3 protein-coding genes are annotated in these 3721 nt (G+C 61.4%); 2 read left to right on the top strand and 1 reads right to left on the bottom strand.

The window, feature by feature from the left end:
• Positions 1-1687 (top strand): putative maltokinase (locus tag NW819_RS03765; protein ID WP_414412930.1); only part of this gene is annotated, 1687 nt, incomplete at its 5' end.
• A gap of 34 nt (positions 1688-1721) precedes the next feature.
• Positions 1722-2480, top strand: a complete 759-nt coding sequence (locus tag NW819_RS03760) for an SOS response-associated peptidase (protein WP_414412929.1) — start codon at positions 1722-1724, stop codon at positions 2478-2480.
• Here NW819_RS03760 and dprA read toward each other — a convergent pair.
• A complete protein-coding gene (dprA, locus tag NW819_RS03755; RefSeq protein WP_011432322.1) occupies positions 2419-3576 on the bottom strand; it encodes a DNA-processing protein DprA in 1158 nt (385 codons plus the stop codon). The two genes, NW819_RS03760 and dprA, sit on opposite strands and share 62 nt — an antisense overlap.
• Between the last annotated feature and the right edge of the window lie 145 nt (positions 3577-3721).

The raw sequence follows: 3721 nt of genomic DNA, 5'->3' as shown, positions 1-3721 counted from the left end.
TCTGGTTGTTCAAAGTGGTAGTTGGGACAGTCTCTTGCAAGGGGAAAGCCAAAAGCAGCTGGAGGCAGTCTTGGCGGACTACCTCTACCGCTGTCGTTGGTTTGGCTCCCAAAACCGCCAGCTCCAGGCGATCCATATCCTGCAGGCTATCCCCTGCCGCCGAGAAGAGGAGTCCTTGCTGGGCAGCCAGATCTTGCTTCTCCAGGCCGAGTTTATCGAGGGCGATACGCAGCTCTACTCTCTCCCTGTGGGCTATGCCACCCAAGAAGCAGCCGTACACCTGCGCCTAGAGATGCCCCAGGCGGTCATCCTCCCTGTGCAAGTGGCCGGAGGGCCGGCGGGAGTAATTTTCAACGCTCTGGCTGACAAAAGCTTCTTGCTGCGGCTGCTGCAGCTAATTGCCCAGCAGGGCCGCCTGCGTCACCGTCAGGGAGAGCTCTGGGCCACTAGCTTTGCTGCCCTTGAGCATGACCTGGAACCCCGCCTCCTCAAGGCGGAGCAGAGCTACGCCTCCGTTGTCTATGGCAACCACTACCTCCTCAAGCTCTACCACCGGGTGGCCGAGGGGGTAAACCCAGAGCTGGAGATAGGCCGCTACCTGCTGGAGCACCATCCCCAGGTGCGGGTGCCACGGCTGCTGGGATCCCTGGAGTATCGCCGTCGTCGCGGGGCCCGTGGGTTTGATCCCGCCGATCAGCCCATTACCCTGGCCATTTTGCAGGAGTACATCCCCAACGAGGGAGATGCCTGGCACTACACCCTGGACAGCCTGGGGCAATTTTTTGAGGCGGTGCTGGTTCACTACCAAGAGGTGGATCCCGTGCCCGTGCCGCAGGGATCCTTCTTGGAGCTTTCCCAACAGCCCTTGCCGGAGCTGGCCTACGCCACCATCGGCAGCTACCTAGAATCGGTGCGGATCTTGGCCAAGCGCACCGCCGAGCTGCACATCGCCCTGGCTGCCGATACGGAGAACAAAGACTTTGCCCCAGAGCCTTTCTCCAGCCTGTACCAGCGCTCCGTTTACCAGTCCATGCGCAACTTGGTGGGGCAGGTGTTTCCGCTGCTGTTCGTGTCAGCGGGACGGAGTCCTTATAAGCAGCTCCCCAAGCTGCCGGAAGCAGAGGCCAACTTGGCTCGGGCTGTTTGCGACCAAGAAGGGGAAATCATGAGCCGCTTCCGCCTGATCCTGGAGCGGAAGATCACCGCCCTGCGTACCCGCTGCCACGGGGATTATCACCTGGGCCAGGTGCTGTTTACCGGCAAAGACTTTGTCATCATCGACTTTGAAGGGGAGCCGGCCCGCTCTTTGGGCGAACGGCGTCTCAAGCGTTGCCCCTTACGGGATGTGGCGGGGATGCTGCGATCCTTCCACTATGCTGTCCACACAGCTTTGCGCCAGCAACTGGAGAGCGGCTTGGTCTGCGCCGACCACTGCCCCGACATGATGCGGTGGGCCCAGTTTTGGCACCGCTGGGTCTGCGCGGGCTTTTTGGCCGAATATCTGCAGGTGGCTTCCCAAGCGGCTTTTTTGCCCCGCAGCCTGCAAGAGATAGAGGTGTTGTTGGACGCCTATCTGCTGGAAAAAGCCATTTACGAGCTGGGCTATGAGTTGAACCACCGCCCCGAGTGGGTGGAGATTCCCCTGCGCGGGATCCTGCAGTTGCTGGGCATTTCCACCAAGGTTTAGGGGATCCTGTCGGTGGGTCATTTGGGGGACAAGCATGTGTGGACGGTTTAGCCTGGGAGTGGCGCCAGAAGTGCTGAGGCAGCATTTTGGCTTGCCGGCGGCAGCCCAAGAAAGGGCAGCTGTCCCCCGGTATAACATCGCTCCTTCTCAGCCGGTGCTGGCGGTGGTGGCGGGATCCCTTCAGCGCGAGGCAACCCATTTTCGCTGGGGCTTGATCCCCAGCTGGAGCCGAGCTCCTCAGGCCGGCTGGATCAATGCCCGAGCTGAGACAGTAGCTGAGAAGCCTTCTTTCCGCGAAGCTTTCCGCCGTCGTCGCTGCTTGATCCCGGCCGATGGTTTCTACGAGTGGGCCGACTCAGGTACGGCCAAGAAGGGCAGACAACCCTACTGGTTTCACCTGCTGGATCGACCGGTATTTGCCTTTGCCGGCATTTGGGAACGCTGGCGCAGTCCAGAGGGGGTGGAGGTGGAAACCTGTGCCATCCTCAACACTGCCGCCAACCGTCTGATGCAGCTTTTTCACGAGCGGATGCCCGTGATTTTGACGGAAAACGACTACGACCTCTGGCTGGATCCCCAGGTGCAGGATCCCAAGCTGCTTTTGCCCTTGCTCCGCCCCTACCCAGCAGAAGCCATGGCGGCTTATCCGGTCAGCACCTATGTGAACAACCCCCGCCACGAGGATCCCGCTTGCCGTGCTCCTATCGGAGAAGCAGTGCAGGGATCCAGCCTCAGCGAGCCCGCTGGTAGCGCATCCCCGGCAGTTGTACCAGCCAGCCTTCCAATTCCATAAGCAGCAGGGTACTGGAAAGGGTGGCAATATCCATCTGGCTAGCCTGGGCCAGGGCATCGAGGCTGAGGATGCCCTCCCCTAGCAGCTGCCAGAGCAGTTGCTGTTGGGGATCGCTGGGGCCAGTGGACGAGGGCTGCTTTAGCACAGGGGATCCCTGGAGGAGGCCCAAGTCTTTCAACAGCTCCTCGATCCCCAGGATCATGCCGGCGCCGTCGCGGATGAGCTGCAGGCAGCCGCGGGCTGCTGCCGTGTCGATGTTCCCCGGCAGGGCATACACTTCCCGACCGTAGTGGTTGGCCAGGTGAGCAGTAATTAGCGCTCCCGAGGTTTCCGGAGCCTCCATCACCAAAGTGGCGCGGCAGAGGCCGGCAATGATGCGGTTGCGCTGGGGAAAATGCTCCTTGGCCGGTGGCGTGCCGGGGGGATATTCGCTGAGGATGGCCCCTTGGGCCAGGATGCGCCGGTAGAGAGCTTGATGGTGAGCTGGGTAAACTTTGTCCACCCCCGTTCCCACCACGGCCACCGTCTTGCCGCCGGCATCCAGACAGGCCTGGTGGGCAATGCCGTCGATCCCCGTTGCCAGCCCCGAGACCACCACACAGCCAGCTTCCGCCAGGGCAGCGCTGACTTTCTGGGTCCACTGTCGACCGTAGGCCGTAGGGGCGCGGGTGCCGACGATGGCAATAGCCGGCTGTTGCCAATTGGGACATTCTCCTAGGGCATAGAGAATGGGCGGGGGATCTGGCACCTCCCACAGCAGCGGCGGATAGTCCGGATCTGCAGGCGTGAGAAAGGGGATCCCCGCTTTGAGGGTTTCCTCCAGGATCTGCTCGGGATCAAGGCCAGGACGGGCAGAGACAATAGCCTGGGCCAGGGTGGGGCCAATGCCTTCCACCTGCCGCAGGGCCGGGGCATCCGCTTGCCAAGCCCGCTCCAGGGATCCAAAAAACTCCGCCAGCCGTTTCAGGCGGTGGGGGCCAATCCCTTTGATGCGGGCCCAAGCTAGCCAGTAGGGCCGCTCCCGTTCTTCATGGCCTGGCCCACGGGAAGGCTCCCTCTTGCCAACAGGATCTGAAGGGGAAAGGGGAAAAGACAATTTAGCTCTGCGCAGTAGTGGCTGTATCTTAAATGATTGGCAAAAGGAACGCTTGGCAAAAAAGCAGGAGATGGGTAGATGTCAGGGTTGGATCCCGCCGGTAACCTTCAAGGATCAAGGCAGCTGCGGTTTGGGCGGATGCGCC

It is taken from the genome of Synechococcus sp. R8-2 (assembly GCF_047461715.1).
Lineage (GTDB): Bacteria > Cyanobacteriota > Cyanobacteriia > Thermostichales > Thermostichaceae > Thermostichus.
The sequence above is the reverse complement of the archived record's forward strand: the minus strand, read 5'-3'. Positions and strand labels throughout refer to the sequence as shown.